Raw genomic sequence first — 15,766 nt, 5'->3', positions numbered from 1 at the left:
GCTAGTTGTCCAAGGGATCGCGAGCGATCTTGGCGTTGATCTCGGAAATCACTTTCTCGAAATCCTCGGCATGCGAGAAGTCCCGATAGACCGAGGCGTAACGAACAAAGCCAACATCATCCAGACTCTTCAATGCTTCCAGCACCTGCAGACCGATCTGCTCGGAGCTGATCTCAACCTCGCCGGAGCTTTCAAGCCGTCGAACGATACCGGAGACCGCGCGCTCGATGCGGTCGCGGTCGACGGGGCGTTTGCGCAACGCGATCTCGAAAGAACGCACCAGCTTGTCGCGGTCGAAAGGCACCTTGCGGCCGGTTTTCTTGACGACCATCAGTTCGCGCAGTTGCACGCGCTCGAAGGTTGTGAAGCGACCGCCGCAGTCGGGACAGATACGCCTCCGGCGGATGGACGTGTTGTCCTCCGCCGGGCGTGAATCCTTGACCTGTGTGTCTTCCGATCCGCAAAATGGGCAGCGCATGCGCTACTCTTAGCCGATGTAGTCGTACATTGGGAAGCGGTTGGTCAGGTTGACCACCTTGTCCCGCACGGCCGCTTCGACGGCTGCATTGCCTTCGTCGGAATTGGCAACCTTCAGGCCATCGAGAACCTCAACGATTAGGTTACCGATTTCCTTGAATTCCGCTTCCTTGAAGCCGCGCGTCGTGCCGGCAGGGGCGCCGAGACGAACGCCCGATGTGACGAAAGGCTTTTCGGGGTCGAACGGGATGCCATTTTTGTTGCAGGTGATATAGGCCCGGCCGAGAGCTGCTTCGGCGCGCTTGCCAGTCGCGTTCTTCTTGCGAAGGTCGACGAGCATCAGGTGGTTGTCAGTGCCGCCCGAGACGACATCGAGCCCGCCAGCGATGAGCGTTTCGGCAAGTGCCCTGGCGTTCTTGACGATCTGGGCCGCGTAGTCCTTGAACTCAGGCTGCAGTGCTTCGCCGAAGGCAACGGCCTTGGCGGCGATGATATGCATCAGCGGGCCGCCCTGGAGACCCGGGAAGACGGCCGAGTTGAACTTCTTCGCCAAATCCTCGTCGTTGGTCAGGATCACACCACCGCGCGGACCGCGCAGCGACTTGTGGGTCGTGGTCGTGGCAACGTGGCAATGCGGGAACGGCGACGGATGCTGGCCACCGGCAACGAGACCGGCGATGTGAGCCATATCAACCATGAGGTATGCGCCAACGGAGTCAGCAATCTCGCGGAAGCGCTTCCAGTCCCAGATGCGGGAATAAGCAGTACCGCCAGCGATGATAAGCTTCGGCTTGTGCTCTTCGGCCTTGCGGGCGACTTCGTCCATGTCGAGCAGGTTGTCGCCTTCGCGTACGCCGTAGGAAACGACGTTGAACCACTTGCCGGACATATTGACCGGCGAGCCGTGCGTCAGGTGACCGCCCGAGTTGAGGTCGAGGCCCATGAAGGTGTCGCCCGGCTGCAGCAGTGCCAGGAACACGGCCTGGTTCATCTGCGAACCGGAGTTTGGCTGAACGTTGGCGAAGTTGACGCCGAAGAGCTTCTTGGCGCGTTCGATCGCGAGCTCTTCAGCAATATCGACGAACTGGCAGCCGCCGTAGTAGCGCTTGCCCGGATAGCCTTCGGCGTACTTGTTCGTCATGATGGAGCCCTGGGCTTCCAGCACCGCACGGGACACGATGTTTTCCGAAGCAATCAGCTCGATCTCATGCCGCTGGCGGCCGAGCTCCTTTTCGATCGCGCCGAAGATTTCCGGATCGGTGTCGGCGAGCGAGCGATTGAAGAAGGTCTGGGTGGAAGCATTTGTCATGGGCGGGCTCCTCAACTGGAATGCGCGAAGGTATTAGCGCCCCGCCCTGTCAAGGGCAATACGGAGAACGACATTTGCTAGGCAATCTACGCGCAACAAAAAACCGCGCCTCGAAAGACGCGGTCTTGAAAGCGAACGAGAGGCTGGAGCCTCACTGAACTGGCTGCTCTGTGCCAGCGGTCGTATCCAGCGCCAGCTCGGCATTGCCGTCGAGCTGGTAGATATCGTCGCGGAACTGTACAACGCCATCCGGCATGCCCCAGGCGGAGATGTAAACGAAGTAAACCGGCACTTCTTCAGCAAGTTTGATCGGCGTGTTGACGCGGGTCGTGATGACCTGCTCCATCTGCTGACGCGACCACGGCGGGGTCTCGCGAAGCAGCCACGTCGTCAGGTCGCGCACATTCTGAACGCGGACACAGCCGGAGGATTCAAAGCGCATGAGCTTGTTGAAGAGGCCCTGCTGCGGCGTGTCGTGCATGTACTCGCCGTTCTTATTGTAGAAATTGATCTTCGTGGAGGCCATGGCGTTGATCTTGCCCGGGTCCTGACGGAACATCAGGTTCGGTGCCTTCTCAGCATTCCAGTCGACCGTTTCCGGCGCCACCTCATTGCCCTTGCCGTCGATCAGGCGAATGGCATTCTTCTCGAGGTAGGTCGGATCCTTGCGCATGAGCGGCACGATGTCCTTTTCGACGATCGAGCGCGGTGCGGTCCAATATGGGTTGAGGATGACCTCGTAGACCTTCGAGTTGACGAGATGCGTGGGACGGCTGATGCGTCCGACGACGGCCGCATGGCGCGTGGCAACGCTGCCGTCTTCGACCGCCTCGACGTAAGCTGCCGGAATATTGACCATCAGATGGCGGCGTCCCAGGTCTTCCGGGAACGTTTGAATGCGGATGAGATTGGTGTTCAGTTGCTGCAGACGAACGTCAGCCGGAATATTCATGGCCTTCAAGGTGAACTCGCCGATGACACCGTCAGCCGGGAGACCGTGGCGCGCCTGGAAGCGCTTGACGGCGCCGTCGACGTAGGAGTCGAAAGCACTGGAAATGCCCGCTTCCTGCGGCAGGTCGCCGGTGATGATCAGGCGCTGACGAAGGCTCTGGACGGCCGGATCAGTCACGCCGATCTGCAGACGCTGCTGGCTTGGGCTCACCTCCGGCCAGCCGCCTGCGGAAGCGATCTGCTGATATTGGGCGATCGCCTGTTGGATGCTCGGCACCGACTGCGGTCCGAGAATCGGCGTGTTCGAAACGACGGCCGTCGCCGTGCGGGACGCAGCCTTCGCATCGAACTGGTCATCCCAATCGCCCCGCTGCGGAGCATTGATGAGCGAATCAATCGCTGACTGCGCGAATGCGGGGGCAGCCAAAGCGCCCGCGCCAACCATTGCCGCAGACGTCAGAAACGCCCGACGAGAAAAAGCTTCAGTTCCGATTTTCTTCGACATTCATCCCAACCACTAAATTGCCGCTGCTTGAGAGACCGGCGACCTTCGCTATCCCTGCGAGAACGCAAATCCCTATCAACCCGTCGCCACGGCGCATCGCACAATCTCTCTGCCGGCGATCACATGATTGCGAGCAGGGAGCGCGAGGTTATCGGACCTCAATTGGGGAAGCGCCATTTGCTATGTATTTCCGCTGACATGCTAATATGGCCAATTCGTGTCACCCTAAACCGCGCTCAACCGTCGGTGGCGGGCGATGCGCAAATAACCATACCGATCCACAGAATGTGGCGGTTAATAGCGGCTAAAAAACGGCTTGAATACAGGCGATTATGCTTGCCTGCCATGCGTTGCAAAGATGTCACGAGACAGCTGACGGGGTTCGAATTACTCGCGCCAGTGGTCGGCCACCCATGGCGTTGGGCGGATGTAGTGGCGCAGGTAGCGGAACAGCGACTTGTTCCTTCTCCGCTCCGGATCGAACATATGCAGGATGTGATCGAGCGGTGGCGCCGCACGCCCCTTCAACCCGAACCGCCCCTCGACCGCGAACTGCGGATGGAAATCGCGTGGGAATAGGATCACCCGGGCATTCGCGGGTAGGCGCGGCGTCAGGAAATAATTCAGCGGGAAAGGCCAGCGGCAATCCTGCCTGAAATGCAGGACCCACCGGCGGGGAAAGAACTTCGCGCCACCGGGCGCATTTCGCGTCACGAAGCGCTGTTCGAATTCGTACTTGTCGGCCACGCCCTGCGGATCGGCTCGGAACTTCTCCTGCAACGAAACGAGCTTGCCGACCGGGAATCGGAAAAGAGAGGTCTGCCCGAGGCGTTCAAATGGCGTCGTCTGGTTGCGCGACAGGATGACGTCATCCGGTTCGCCAACCTCGAAGAATGAATCGAGAGAGCCGACAATCACTAGATCGAGGTCCAGGAACAGAACCGGGCCGCTCAACTTTCCAAGCTTCGGACCCCAAAGCCGGGCCTTGGGCCAGATGCCCTTCGTCCTTACCGGCATGTTTTCGACATCCAGCGGCGGCAGGTCCTCGCAGAGAATTTCCGGATTCAGGTCGGCGCGGTTGTCGGTGAAGCAAGTGAACGTGAAGGGCGGCGTGATGTTGCGCCTCACCATGGCGTACAGGCGGTTGATGAAGGGGGCCCCATACTTCGTTCCCCAGCTAATGCAGATGACCTGCTTCACCCCACCGCTCGCAGCCAGTACAGCTGACGTCATAACCTGCAACTCCTGATTCACGCGAAGACCGAAGGTCCGTGCGGAAGTCATTATCAACTTGGCGACCGAATATGTAGCCCTGTCACGAAGCGCAGCAAACGGCGAAAAGGGCGCTACGGCATACCGTTGCGCCCTTTCGTGCCTTGGAGGTCCAATAAGCCAGCAGGGAAGTTGGCCTAAGGGATTACAGGCGGTAGAGGATCTGGTCGTTCCAAAAGCGGTCCAGACGGGTCAGCAGCTTGTTCATCTGCGTGAATTCGTCGGTGCCGATACCGCCGACCTTGTCGATCGAGCCGATGTGGCGCTCATAGAGCTTGGCAACGGTTTCGGCGATGTCCTGGCCCGTTTCCGTCAGGCTGATGCGGACCGAGCGACGGTCGATGCGCGACCGCTGGTGGTTGATGAAGCCGAGATCAACCAGCTTCTTGACGTTGTAGGAAACGTTGGAGCCGAGATAGTAGCCACGGGAGCGAAGTTCGCCGGCGGTCAGCTCGGAATTGCCGATGTTGAAGAGAAGAAGTGCCTGAACGGCGTTGACGTCGCTGCGACCCTGACGGTCGAACTCGTCCTTGATGACGTCGAGGAGACGGCGGTGAAGACGTTCAACAAGATGAAGGGATTCCATGTAAAGATCACGGATGCCCTGTTCCTGCTGGTCACGGAAGTTCGATACCGCCTGCGGCTTGATTTTCGTGTTCATGATGACTGCCTCACTGTTTGTTTGGCGGTGTTGGTTTTCTTCCCGCCTTGAGACAGACCCTATCGAATACAAATAAAATTCTACTTAAACCGCAGGCTTAACAGTGCCTTACCGAATCTCCGCGTTGTATCAGGGTAAATCAACGCTTACCTGCTGACGGCGCTTGCGCTTCTCGTACCAGAGCGCAGCGCGGAATCCCAAGTAGACCAGGGCTACCGCAATATGGAGCAGAACGATCAACCGGTTGGCTCCAAACACCTCCGGCATGAAGCCGTACATGATCGTCTGTCCGCCTGCCGCGAGCACCCAGATAACAGGCCCCCAGGAGACGGCAAGCCACAGGCCGAGAGACGCGACAGGGAGCAGAACGGCAAGGCAGGTGCTTGCGACCTTCCATGGAAGGCTGAGCAGATCGAAGCGGCCTGCCCCGACAAGCGAATAGCCGACCAGCATCGCCCAATACTGCAATCCGAACCAGAAGCAGGAAATGGCGACAAGCCGCAAGAACAGGATAAAGAGAACGCTGGTCAGCGTCCGTTTCGGTATCGTCGGGGAATCAGCGTCCATGTCTTAAACAATAGGGTTGCGATTGCGACTTCGCCAGCGTCTCTTCCATTGCGGCCAATCGTCCGGTTTGGATTTCGGCGGCGCCATGATAATGAGCGCTTCGATAATTTGGAATGGCAGAAAGCTGGAACGACCATGCAGGACAAGACCCATCTCGTCGACGAAATCACCGGCCATCGGCGCATGCGCCGCAATCGCAAGGCCGATTGGACGCGGCGCCTCGTGCAGGAGAACCGTCTGACGGCCGACGATCTCATCTGGCCGGTTTTCGTCGTTCCCGGCACAGGCATTGTCGAACCAATACCGGCGATGCCCGGCGTCAACCGCATGAGCGTGGATAAGCTCGTCGAGGCCACCAAGGAAGCCGCTGACCTTGGCATCCCGGCGATTGCGACCTTCCCCAATATTGAGATGGAACTGCGCGACGAAACCGGCTCGAACAGCCTCGAGGCCAACAACCTGATTAATCAGGCAACGATCGCGATCAAGAAGGCAGTGCCTAATATCGGTGTCATCACCGATGTCGCGCTCGACCCCTTCACCAGCCACGGCCATGACGGGATCCTGCGACAGGGCGAGATCGTCAACGACGAGACCGTGGATCAGGTCGCGCGCGCAGCAGTCATGCAGGCCGATGCCGGATCCGACATCATTTCCCCCTCCGAGATGATGGACGGCAGAATAGGCGCTATCCGCCGCTCCCTCGATGCCGCAGGGCATCAGAACGTCGGCATCATGAGCTACGCCACCAAGTTCGCTTCGGCTTTCTACGGCCCTTACCGCGAGGCGATCTCGACCGGCGGACTGCTCAAGGGCGACAAGAAAACCTACTACATCGACCCGGCAAACGGCACTGAGGCAATCCGCGACGCCGCACTAGATGTAGAAGAAGGCGCCGACATGCTGATGGTCAAGCCGGGGCTGCCCTATCTCGACATCTGCTGGCGCATGAAGGAGGCGTTCGGTCTACCGACCTTCGCCTACCAGGTTTCAGGCGAATACACGCAGATCAGGGCCGCCGCGATGAACGGCTGGATCGACGGTGAACGTGCCATGCTCGAAACTCTTCTCTCGTTCAAGCGCGCGGGCTGCGACGGTGTCCTTACCTATTTTGCGGTCGAGGTGGCCAGGATCCTCGCCAAGCGCTGATCATTTCGCGCCAATATTGCATTTGCGGGAAGCGATACCATATCAGCGGCATCGCTTTCTCGAAAGGAGACCGCAAAGATGACGCTCACTCCCAACCCGCTCTATGCCGCACCGGACGACTGGCGCGCCTATACGGGTACGCTGAGCCGTCGTGTCTTCGCATTCATCCTCGACTACGTGATCATCCTGCTGCTTTGCATTCCGGCAGCGGTTATCCTTTTCTTCCTGTCGATTGTCACGCTCGGCCTGGGATTCTTTCTTTATCCGGCACTGTTCGTAATCGTCGCCGGCCTCTATTTCGGCTTCACCGTCGGTGGCTCCAATCAAGCCTCGCTCGGCATGCGCGCAATGGGAATTGCAATCATGCGAGTCGACGGGCAGCGGATGGACTTTCTGACGGCCATCGTTCACCTGGCGCTTTTCTGGATCCTGAACTCCGTTCTGACGCCGCTGATTCTGCTGGTTGGCCTGTTCACCGAGCGCAGCCGGTTGATCCACGATTTCCTGGTGGGCACCGTCACGGTCCGTACTGCCTAATTCGCCGTGGTGGGCTAAAATAAACGCAGCCTCTGATCTTTGCCGGAAAGGTCTTGGCACCATATCCCAAAGTATGACGCGCGACAGCGGGTTCGAAAACAGCCCCGCTGTTGACGTTTTACATTCTTAAGTCATCCTGTCAGATACGCAGCAAACCGAAGGAAATCTCCGCAACAGATGAATACGCAGACGACGCCATCACCGCAGTTTTACCTGACTGCTCCGGCTGCGTGCCCTTATCTGGCCCACGAGATGGAACGTAAGGTCTTTACACACCTCGTCGGCCCCCGCGCAGCGGAGATGAACGATATCCTGACACAAGGCGGCTTTCGCCGGTCGCAGAACATTGCCTATCGGCCAGCCTGTGAGGCCTGCCGCGCCTGCATTTCCGTCCGTATCCTCGCGCAGGAGTTCCTGCCGACGAAATCAATGAAGCGGGTGCTTGCGGCAAATGCCGATATCATCTCGACCGAATTCCCCGCGCAGCCGTCCAGCGAGCAATATTCGCTATTCCGACGCTATCTCGACTTTCGCCACCAACAGGGCGGAATGTCCGACATGACGGTGCTCGATTATGCCATCATGGTCGAGGATACACATGTGAACACCAAGATCATCGAGTATCGGCTTCGAAAGGAAGGGGCTGGTCTCGAAGAGCGCCCGACGGGTGAACTCCTGGCTGCCGCTCTTACGGATACGATGAGCGATGGCCTGTCCATGGTCTATTCCTACTTTAATCCTGACATGGATCGGCGTTCCCTTGGCACGTTCATGATTCTTGATCACATCAAGCGCACAAGAGCTTTGGGTCTTCCGCACGTCTACTTGGGCTACTGGGTTCAAGGGTCGCGGAAAATGGACTACAAGACTCGCTTCCAGCCACAGGAGCACCTGACTTCGCGGGGCTGGGAACGTTTCGATCCCTCCGCAATACCCGAAAGCACACGCTACTAGATGCTCTTCCCCTCCCTTTCCGATCATCGGAAGGGTCTGCTGCTGACAGCGATCGGCGGCCTGGCTCTTTCCATGGACATTCCACTCGTGCGCCTTGCTCACGGGGACATGTGGTCGATCCTCGGCGCGCGCAGCATCACGACCGTCGCCGTGACGCTCGTCGTGGTCTGCCTGATCAGATACTTCAAGGGAACATGGCCTTTGCTTATGCCCGGCAGGCACGGCCTTGCGACGGGACTGCTGTACGGCTGCTCGACGCTGACCTTCCTGCTTGCCGTCTTCAATACGGCAACGGCCAACGTGGTCTTCATCGTCGCGTTCAATCCGATGTTCGGCGCGCTTCTATCATGGGTGTTCCTCAAGGAACGCCCTTCGATATCCACGCTCGTCACCATGGTGGTGATGGTGTTCGGTGTTGGCTTGATCGTGCATGATGGATTGGCCGGCGGCCATGTCTTTGGTGATGCCATGGCGCTACTGAGCGCCTTTATCCTCGCCTCGGCGATAACGGTTGGCCGGGCATCACGCCGGGACATGGGCTTTGTGCCCCTGCTTGCCGCCGCCCTGCCCGCCATACTCGGCTTTGCGAATGCATTGCCGAGTGGGCTCGCCATAGAACATCCGGCCTGGATCATCCTCAATGGTGCACTTCTGATGCCCGTTGCCTTCTGGTGCTTAGCGACGGGACCACGCTATTTGTCAGCGCCCGAAGTCGGCATGTTCTATCTGCTCGAAACCATCCTGGCTCCGATCTGGATCTGGCTGATCTTCGCGGAAACGCCACCGACAATGACACTCATCGGCGGCACGATCCTGGTTTGCGCGATTATGGCGCACTCGCTTTGGATGGTTCGGAGGAAGCCTGTGCAGCAATCTCTGGCACATTGACCACCTGCATCGCCTCGAGTTCGCGCTCAAGCCCTTGCATCACGTGGACCCAGACCTGTCGCGTCTGCTCTTCGAACTGGCCCCATTCGGCGCACATTTCGTGTGAGAGTGTCAGCCGCGTGCCTTCGGCCAGTGGTTCGATGTCGATCTGGATTCGATCTGCGTTGTGGTCGTGCTCCGCTGCCGAGAAGCAGAAGACCATTCGCCGCGGCCGGCGCAATTCCAGAAACACGCCGTAATGCACCGCATCACCTGTCGGACGCCGGTCGATGACGAGAAAATGGCCGCCGACCTTCGGATCGATATCCGCGCGGATAACGCGGCCTTCGTCGCTCGCGAAGAGGAAGCGTTTTGCGATTTGCGGGTTCAGCCATGCGTCATAGACGGCGCAGGGCGAGGCATTGAAAGTATGCGCAACGTTCAAGGTGATGGTATTGCAAGCACTCATCAACATTCCTCCGTGATCGGACATGACGCTCTCGCTGAAGCGCCACATTCGATCATTCCGTCCGCCTGCGGAATGATGTCTGTCCATGTTGTGATTACAGGGCAGAGGTAGAGGAGTTGCCTCGCCCGCCAAGAGCCAGGCACGGATTTATTTTCGCCTTAGCCGGCAAACTTGCCGCTGCGCGGGAAGCCCTTCGGAACGGTGCGGCCGGCTGTCGCGCGATCAGCGAGCCATTCGGCAAGCTCATCCTTGTTCTTGGTGAAGGTGCGGCCGGCGCTGTCTTCCCAGATGAGGCCGTCAGCGATCGCGAAGCAGCGCACGTCAGAGATGCCGCCATCCTTGTAGCGCTGCAGGCGAACGCCCTTGCCGCGACCCATTTCCGGCACCTGCGCCAGCGGGAAGACGAGCAGCTTGCGGTTTTCGCCGACGACGGCGACATGATCACCGCTGACGGGAACGATCAGCTTCGTCTCATCAGGCATGGAGACGTTCATGATCTGCTTACCCTTGCGGGTATTGGCCACCATGTCGGTCTCGGCAACGACGAAGCCGTTGCCCGCCGTCGAGACGATCATCTGCTTACGCGCCGAATCATGCACGAAGGCGGTCAGAACGTCCTGATCGTTCTCCATGTCGATCATGATGCGCAGCGGCTCACCGTGGCCACGACCGCCAGGCAACTTGTCGCCGCCAAGAGTGAACGCCTTGCCGCCAGTCGTGATGATAAGGATCTTGTCGGTCGTCTGCGCCGGGAAGGCAACCTTCAGCCCATCGCCCTCCTTGAAGGTCAGGGTCGCGGTGTCGGAGATGTGCCCCTTCAGCGCGCGGATCCAACCCTTTTCGGAGACGACGACCGTAATCGGTTCCTTCTCGATCATCGCCTGCTGGATGGCCTGCTCGTCGGCCTCGGGTGCATCGGCGAACTGGGTGCGGCGGCGGCCGAGCTCGGTCGCCTTCGCGAACTTCTTCTTTACCTCGCCGATTTCCCACGCGACGGTCTGCCACTGCTTTTCTTCCGACGCCAGCAGGGCTTCGATTTCGCCCTTTTCCTTAGTGAGTTCGTCGAACTCGGTGCGGATTTCGAACTCCTCAAGCTTGCGCAGCGACCGCAGACGCATGTTCAGGATCGCTTCAACCTGGTTGTCGGTCAGCGACCAGCGCGCGATCATCACCGGCTTCGGCTCGTCCTCTTCGCGGATGATGCGAATGACCTCGTCGATATTGAGATAGGCGATGAGCAGGCCGCCGAGGATTTCGAGGCGCCGGTCGATGGCGGCGAGGCGGAAGCGCGAGCGGCGTTGCAGCACCTCGCGGCGGTGGTCGAGCCACTCCTTGAGCACGTCGTTCAGAGCCATGACGCGCGGGATGCGGCCCATGGAGAGGACGTTCATGTTCAGCGGGAAGCGGCTTTCCAGCTCCGTCAGCTTGAACATGGATTCCATAAGGATCGTCGGATCGACCGTCCGGTTCTTCGGCACCAGCACGACGCGGACGTCCTCGGCGGACTCGTCGCGGATGTCCTCGAGCAGCGGCAGTTTGCGCGCCAGCAGCAGTTCGGCGATCTTTTCGATCAGGCGGGACTTCTGCACCTGGAACGGAATTTCGGTGACGACGATCTGGTAGCCGCCGCGGCCGAGATCCTCAGTCTCCCACTTGGCGCGTGTGCGGAAACCGCCACGGCCGGTCTTGTAGGCTTCGATGACGCTTTCACGGCCATCGATGATGATGCCGCCAGTCGGGAAGTCCGGCCCGGGGATGAACTCAACCAGCTTTTCGACCGAAGCATCAGGATGCTTGATGAGGTGAAGTGCTGCATCGCATAGCTCGTGGACATTGTGCGACGGAATGGACGTCGCCATGCCGACCGCAATACCGGACGAACCGTTTGCAAGCAGGTTCGGGAAGGCGCCCGGCAGGACGACCGGCTCTTCGTCTTCTTCGTTGTAGGTCGGCCGGAAATCGACGGCATCCTGCTCGATGCCGTCGAGCAGCAGACCCGCGACCTCGGTCATACGCGCTTCGGTATATCGGTAGGCCGCGGCACTGTCGCCGTCGATGTTGCCGAAGTTGCCTTGCCCGTCGACGACAGGATAGCGCTGCGAGAAATCCTGCGCCAAACGCACCAGCGCATCGTAAACTGACTGGTCGCCGTGCGGATGGAACTTACCTATGACGTCGCCGACGATACGGGCGCATTTCTTGAAGGCGGAATTGGGCCGGATGCCCATTTCACTCATGGCGTGAATGATACGGCGATGGACCGGCTTCAGGCCGTCGCGCACATCCGGAAGAGCGCGGTGCATGATGGTCGATAGCGCATAGGCAAGGTATCGCTCTTCGAGCGCTGCCTTCAGATCGACCGGAAAGATACTGTCATCGTCTCCGCCAGAGGGCGGCAAAATCTCTTGTCCCATATGTCCTGACTAGCCGAGAAGACCCTCTTGAGCAAGGATTCGGGGCATTCCGGCTGTGGACGAAGTCTTGGGGGCACAGGAAAAGAATGGCTTGAGACACTTTGCCTGAATTTGGTCGTTGTTTCGTTCTCCCTTCAACACAAATTTAGAAATCCGCAAATATAACCCGCGATCGAACCACAGTAGACCGGCAGCGAATTGAGCCGTCGCTACACACCGCCACCAGGGGACCCCAGATGACTTTTTACCGGACGACACGGCTAATGCTTTCGGGCGTTGCCTTTCTTTCTCTCGCCGGCTCGGCTTTCGCGCTCGACGGCCAGGATCTGCTGAAGAAGATCAATGCCGCCTATAGCCAACAGGGCGGCACGATCGTTGCCGATAGCGTCAACGTCGACGGTACGACCGTGATACTGAAGAAGGCGAGCTTCAAGGCAAACAGCGGTGAAGCTGTGTCGATCGGCGACATCACGATGACGGGTGTCGAAGCCGACGACGACGGCGGCTACTACGTCGAGGAAGCGTCCTTCCCGAATGTCAGCGCCACCAATGAGGGCGCGACCTTCACGGCGACCGATCTGACGCTTGGCGGTATTTCGATCCCTGCCGATCCGAAGGGCGATGGGCTCGACTCCATGCTGCTCTATGAGAACGCTCACAGCGGTCCTGTGAAGGTTGTCCAGAACGGCGCGGAATTATTCTCGATCGCCGAAAGCGACGTCAACCTGACGCTGCGCGAAGACGAGTCCGGCTTCGACTTCGATGGCGCTTTCAAGGGCCTGAAGGCCGATCTCAGCAAGGCAAGCGACGCGCAGAGCAAGGATGCGATCGACAAGCTCGCACTTCAGCACATCCAAGGCGACATCACGATGAAGGGTGCCTGGGAGCTGACGCCCGGCACGATCGACGTTTCCGAATTCGCGTTCGACTTCAACAACATCGGCAAGCTGAACCTCGCTTTCAAAATCTCCGGCTACACCATGCCTTTCTTGAAGTCGCTGCAAGAAGCCGCCAAGCAGGCCGAAGCGAACCAGAACAAGGAAGAAGCGCAGCAGGCTCTCGGCCTCTCGATGCTCGGACTGATGCAGCAGCTGTCGTTTGAAAGTGCCCAGATCCGCTTCGATGACGCTTCCATCACCAAGCGTGCGCTCGACTACGCCGGCAGCCAGCAGAACATCTCCGGCCAGCAGATGGCGGATTCGCTGAAGGCGATGACGCCGATCATGCTGGCGCAGCTCAACATTCCGGAGCTTCAGAACGCCATATCGGCGGCCGTCAATACGTTCCTCGACGACCCGAAGAGCCTGACGCTTGCCGCTGCTCCGGCAAAGCCTGTACCGTTTCCGATGATCATGGGTGCTGCGATGGGCGCACCGAACACGCTGCCGCAGGTTCTCGGCGTGAAGGTCTCGGCCAACGATTGATCGGCCAAGCTTGACTACTTGGAAACCCGGCGCGCCGTTGCCCGCTGGGTTTTCTACTTGGTAGCGAGGTGACCGCTGACCGTCACGTTGCTGGACGCGATCTGGAGCCTCGCAGAAATCAAAGGAAGCCGGCGAAATCGATCGCCGGCTTTTATTCATTCAGTAAGCCCGCTTAGTCCTTCTTGACCGGCGGGATCGGGCGGATCGCCAGTTCACGCAGCTGCGTTGGCGTTGCCGGAGTCGGTGCGCCCATCAGCAGATCCTGGGCCTGTTGGTTCATCGGGAACAGCGAGATTTCGCGCAGGTTCTTGGCGCCGACAAGCAGCATGACGATGCGGTCGATACCGAAGGCCATGCCGCCATGCGGCGGTGCGCCGTACTGGAAGGCGCGGTAGAGGCCGCCGAACTGCTCCTCGACCTCGGCCTGCGACTTGCCGGTCAATTCAAAGGCCTTGACCATGACTTCCGGCAGCTGGTTGCGGATCGAGCCCGAGGCGATCTCGAAGCCGTTGCAGACCATGTCGTACTGGAAGGCCTTGATCGACAACGGATCGGCGCCGTTGAGCGCTTCCATGCCGCCCTGCGGCATCGAGAACGGATTGTGGGCGAAATCGATCTTCTTTTCGTCTTCCAGCCATTCGTAGAACGGGAAATCGACGATCCAGCAGCATTCGAAGCGATCGCGATCGACGAGGTTCAGTTCCTCGCCGGCCCGAGTGCGGGCTTCCCCGGCGAACTTGTAGAACTTCGTGGGGTCGCCAGCGACGAAGAAGCAGGCGTCACCGTCATCGAGACCGAGCTGGCTACGGATCGCGTCGGTGCGCTCCTCGCCTATGTTCTTGGCAAGCGGACCAGCACCTTCGAGCTTCTCGCCCTCCTTGCGCCAGAAGATATAGCCGAGACCCGGTTGCCCCTGGCTCTGCGCCCAGGCGTTCATGCGGTCGCAGAAGGCGCGCGAGCCGCCGGTCTTGGCCGGAATAGCCCAGACCTCGACCTTCGGGTTCGACGCGATCATGTTGGCGAAGACCTTGAAGCCTGAGCCATCAAAATGCTCGGTCACAGCCTGCATCTCGATCGGGTTGCGCAGGTCCGGCTTATCGGAACCGTACTTGCGGATTGCCGTCTCATAAGGAATACGCGGGAACTTCTCAGTCACTGGCTTGCCATCGGCGAACTCGACGAAGATGTCACGAATGACCGGCTCCATGGTGTTCCAGACGTCTTCCTGTTCGACGAAGCTCATTTCGAGATCGAGCTGGTAGAATTCGCCCGGCAGGCGGTCGGCGCGCGGGTCTTCGTCACGGAAGCACGGGGCAATCTGAAAGTAACGGTCGAAGCCGGCGACCATCAGCAGTTGCTTGTACTGCTGCGGCGCCTGCGGCAGCGCGTAGAACGTGCCAGGATGAATGCGTGATGGCACGAGGAAGTCGCGTGCGCCTTCCGGCGATGAAGCCGTCAGGATGGGCGTCGTGTATTCGGTGAAGCCGATATTGCCCATCTCGCGGCGCATGGCCGAAATGACCTGCGTGCGCTTGACGATATTCTTGTGCAGCGTCTCGCGGCGCAGATCGAGGAAGCGGTACTTCAGGCGCACATCTTCCGGATAATCCGGCTCGCCGAAGACCGGCAGCGGCAGTTCCTTGGCAGCGGAGAGAACTTCGATCTCCTGCGCGTAGAGTTCGATCTCGCCGGTTGCCATGTTCTTGTTGACGGTGTCTTCCGTACGAGCCTTCACGAGGCCGTCGATGCGAATGACCCATTCGCCGCGCACCAGTTCGGCCTGCTTGAAAGCGGGCGAATCCGGATCGGCAACGACCTGGGTGATGCCGTAGTGGTCGCGCAGGTCGATGAAGAGAACGCCGCCATGGTCGCGAACACGATGGACCCAGCCGGAAATCCGGACATTGGCGCCGACATCCGACTTGCGGAGGGCTGCACATGTGTGGCTGCGGTAACGATGCATCATCTCAATTCCCGGTATCTGGCTAAAGACGGCAGCAAGGGGCTCTGATGGCTCTCCCGCACCGACAAGAAAATCGGGCGGAAAAGCGCATGGACGGCCTGATTTGTCAAGGGTTGGCGCGTAGGGCACGTGCGTTGCGAAGGCTTTATGGCCAGCATGCAACCGTGTCACCGGGAAAAGCCATGCGGCAGTTTGGCAACCTCGCACCATATTGCTGAAGCTTGCGGTCAACTTTAAAGAGGAACGC

At 59.3% G+C, this 15,766-nt stretch carries 14 protein-coding genes; 5 read left to right on the top strand and 9 right to left on the bottom strand.

Going from position 1 to position 15,766, the window contains the following annotated elements:
* Window position 1 precedes the first annotated feature (1 nt).
* From nrdR to K9B32_RS17395, 6 genes are all read right to left on the bottom strand, one after another.
* Window positions 2-478, bottom strand: a complete 477-nt coding sequence (gene nrdR / locus K9B32_RS17420; RefSeq protein WP_007801056.1) for a transcriptional regulator NrdR — start codon at window positions 476-478, stop codon at window positions 2-4.
* A 9-nt stretch (window positions 479-487) separates the two neighbouring features.
* Entirely contained in the window at window positions 488-1,786 is a 1,299-nt protein-coding gene (glyA, locus tag K9B32_RS17415) for a serine hydroxymethyltransferase (RefSeq protein ID WP_224564339.1), read from the bottom strand.
* Window positions 1,787-1,937: 151 nt separating this feature from the next.
* Window positions 1,938-3,242 carry a murein L,D-transpeptidase gene (locus K9B32_RS17410; RefSeq protein WP_224564337.1) on the bottom strand — a complete coding sequence of 435 codons (1,305 nt, stop codon included), beginning with the start codon at window positions 3,240-3,242 and terminating at the stop codon, window positions 1,938-1,940.
* A gap of 387 nt (window positions 3,243-3,629) precedes the next feature.
* Complete coding sequence (locus K9B32_RS17405; protein WP_132592208.1) at window positions 3,630-4,475, bottom strand: glycosyl transferase; 846 nt, start codon at window positions 4,473-4,475, stop codon at window positions 3,630-3,632.
* A gap of 184 nt (window positions 4,476-4,659) precedes the next feature.
* Window positions 4,660-5,175, bottom strand: coding sequence for a transcriptional regulator LdtR (gene ldtR / locus K9B32_RS17400; protein WP_007801049.1), 516 nt, complete (start codon window positions 5,173-5,175; stop codon window positions 4,660-4,662).
* Window positions 5,176-5,304: 129 nt separating this feature from the next.
* Window positions 5,305-5,742 carry a DUF6163 family protein gene (locus tag K9B32_RS17395; protein ID WP_224564334.1) on the bottom strand — a complete coding sequence of 146 codons (438 nt, stop codon included), beginning with the start codon at window positions 5,740-5,742 and terminating at the stop codon, window positions 5,305-5,307.
* Window positions 5,743-5,877: 135 nt separating this feature from the next.
* Here K9B32_RS17395 and hemB point away from each other — a divergent pair, with 135 nt between their 5' ends.
* The 4 genes from hemB (at window position 5,878) to K9B32_RS17375 (ending at window position 9,270) form a co-directional block, all read left to right on the top strand.
* Window positions 5,878-6,891 carry a porphobilinogen synthase gene (gene hemB / locus K9B32_RS17390; RefSeq protein ID WP_224564332.1) on the top strand — a complete coding sequence of 338 codons (1,014 nt, stop codon included), beginning with the start codon at window positions 5,878-5,880 and terminating at the stop codon, window positions 6,889-6,891.
* Window positions 6,892-6,969: 78 nt separating this feature from the next.
* The gene (locus K9B32_RS17385; protein ID WP_224564331.1) at window positions 6,970-7,428 is read left to right on the top strand and encodes an RDD family protein; all 459 of its coding nucleotides are present in this window, start codon (window positions 6,970-6,972) and stop codon (window positions 7,426-7,428) included.
* 177 nt (window positions 7,429-7,605) lie between these two features.
* Window positions 7,606-8,382 (top strand): arginyltransferase, encoded by a 777-nt coding sequence (locus tag K9B32_RS17380; protein ID WP_224564330.1) that lies wholly within the window; start codon window positions 7,606-7,608, stop codon window positions 8,380-8,382.
* On the top strand, window positions 8,383-9,270 hold the full coding sequence (locus K9B32_RS17375; RefSeq protein ID WP_224564329.1) for a DMT family transporter: 888 nt from the start codon (window positions 8,383-8,385) through the stop codon (window positions 9,268-9,270).
* Here the strand turns inward: K9B32_RS17375 and K9B32_RS17370 are convergent.
* Both K9B32_RS17370 and parC read right to left on the bottom strand, forming a co-directional pair.
* The gene (locus tag K9B32_RS17370) at window positions 9,209-9,718 is read right to left on the bottom strand and encodes an SRPBCC family protein (RefSeq protein WP_224564327.1); all 510 of its coding nucleotides are present in this window, start codon (window positions 9,716-9,718) and stop codon (window positions 9,209-9,211) included. The two genes, K9B32_RS17375 and K9B32_RS17370, sit on opposite strands and share 62 nt — an antisense overlap.
* Before the next feature lie 158 nt (window positions 9,719-9,876).
* A complete protein-coding gene (parC, locus tag K9B32_RS17365; RefSeq protein ID WP_224564325.1) occupies window positions 9,877-12,132 on the bottom strand; it encodes a DNA topoisomerase IV subunit A in 2,256 nt (751 codons plus the stop codon).
* A 236-nt stretch (window positions 12,133-12,368) separates the two neighbouring features.
* Here parC and K9B32_RS17360 point away from each other — a divergent pair, with 236 nt between their 5' ends.
* Window positions 12,369-13,556 (top strand): hypothetical protein, encoded by a 1,188-nt coding sequence (locus tag K9B32_RS17360; RefSeq protein ID WP_224564323.1) that lies wholly within the window; start codon window positions 12,369-12,371, stop codon window positions 13,554-13,556.
* A gap of 172 nt (window positions 13,557-13,728) precedes the next feature.
* Here K9B32_RS17360 and aspS read toward each other — a convergent pair whose 3' ends face one another.
* Window positions 13,729-15,519 carry an aspartate--tRNA ligase gene (gene aspS, locus K9B32_RS17355; protein WP_224564384.1) on the bottom strand — a complete coding sequence of 597 codons (1,791 nt, stop codon included), beginning with the start codon at window positions 15,517-15,519 and terminating at the stop codon, window positions 13,729-13,731.
* Between the last annotated feature and the right edge of the window lie 247 nt (window positions 15,520-15,766).

The sequence above is a fragment of the Rhizobium sp. 3T7 genome (genome assembly GCF_020166565.1).
Taxonomy (GTDB): domain Bacteria; phylum Pseudomonadota; class Alphaproteobacteria; order Rhizobiales; family Rhizobiaceae; genus Rhizobium.
This window is presented reverse-complemented; position numbering and strand designations above follow the sequence as displayed.

Coding starts and splice junctions, on each gene's coding strand:
- nrdR (WP_007801056.1), bottom strand. CDS start 478: ATGCGCTGCCCATTTTGCGGATCGGAAGACACACAGGTCAAGGATTCA.
- glyA (WP_224564339.1), bottom strand. CDS start 1,786: ATGACAAATGCTTCCACCCAGACCTTCTTCAATCGCTCGCTCGCCGAC.
- K9B32_RS17410 (WP_224564337.1), bottom strand. CDS start 3,242: ATGTCGAAGAAAATCGGAACTGAAGCTTTTTCTCGTCGGGCGTTTCTG.
- K9B32_RS17405 (WP_132592208.1), bottom strand. CDS start 4,475: ATGACGTCAGCTGTACTGGCTGCGAGCGGTGGGGTGAAGCAGGTCATC.
- ldtR (WP_007801049.1), bottom strand. CDS start 5,175: ATGAACACGAAAATCAAGCCGCAGGCGGTATCGAACTTCCGTGACCAG.
- K9B32_RS17395 (WP_224564334.1), bottom strand. CDS start 5,742: ATGGACGCTGATTCCCCGACGATACCGAAACGGACGCTGACCAGCGTT.
- hemB (WP_224564332.1), top strand. CDS start 5,878: ATGCAGGACAAGACCCATCTCGTCGACGAAATCACCGGCCATCGGCGC.
- K9B32_RS17385 (WP_224564331.1), top strand. CDS start 6,970: ATGACGCTCACTCCCAACCCGCTCTATGCCGCACCGGACGACTGGCGC.
- K9B32_RS17380 (WP_224564330.1), top strand. CDS start 7,606: ATGAATACGCAGACGACGCCATCACCGCAGTTTTACCTGACTGCTCCG.
- K9B32_RS17375 (WP_224564329.1), top strand. CDS start 8,383: ATGCTCTTCCCCTCCCTTTCCGATCATCGGAAGGGTCTGCTGCTGACA.
- K9B32_RS17370 (WP_224564327.1), bottom strand. CDS start 9,718: ATGAGTGCTTGCAATACCATCACCTTGAACGTTGCGCATACTTTCAAT.
- parC (WP_224564325.1), bottom strand. CDS start 12,132: ATGGGACAAGAGATTTTGCCGCCCTCTGGCGGAGACGATGACAGTATC.
- K9B32_RS17360 (WP_224564323.1), top strand. CDS start 12,369: ATGACTTTTTACCGGACGACACGGCTAATGCTTTCGGGCGTTGCCTTT.
- aspS (WP_224564384.1), bottom strand. CDS start 15,519: ATGCATCGTTACCGCAGCCACACATGTGCAGCCCTCCGCAAGTCGGAT.